The sequence below is a fragment of the Pseudomonas sp. SDT291_1_S447 genome (assembly GCF_054070155.1).
In genome coordinates, this window is record NZ_JBSVXS010000445.1 from 1 (window position 1) to 219 (window position 219).

Annotated in this window: 1 protein-coding gene; it reads left to right on the plus strand. The window is 42.0% G+C overall.

Translation table 11 applies throughout. The features are described 5' to 3' along the window. Positions 1-219 (plus strand): hypothetical protein (locus ACW9IR_RS30300; RefSeq protein ID WP_457466300.1); only part of this gene is annotated, 219 nt, incomplete at both ends.

A 219-nucleotide genomic window follows, 5' to 3' on the forward strand; every position in this document is an offset into this window, starting at 1 on the left:
TATAAAGCGATAATTTTCGCAGGCGATTACGAAGGGCTCACTTCTAGCAAACATAGAGAATTAGCAGCTTTTACTTCCTCAGCCCCTAGCCAATGCATAAATTTAGGCTACAAGCTATCAAACACCTTTGACGGAATGTCTTCGCGACACATTGACTTTGGTAATATTCAAGGATTGGCGGGAAAGGTTGCAAAAGTTGCACGAGTCCTGGGATTTAAT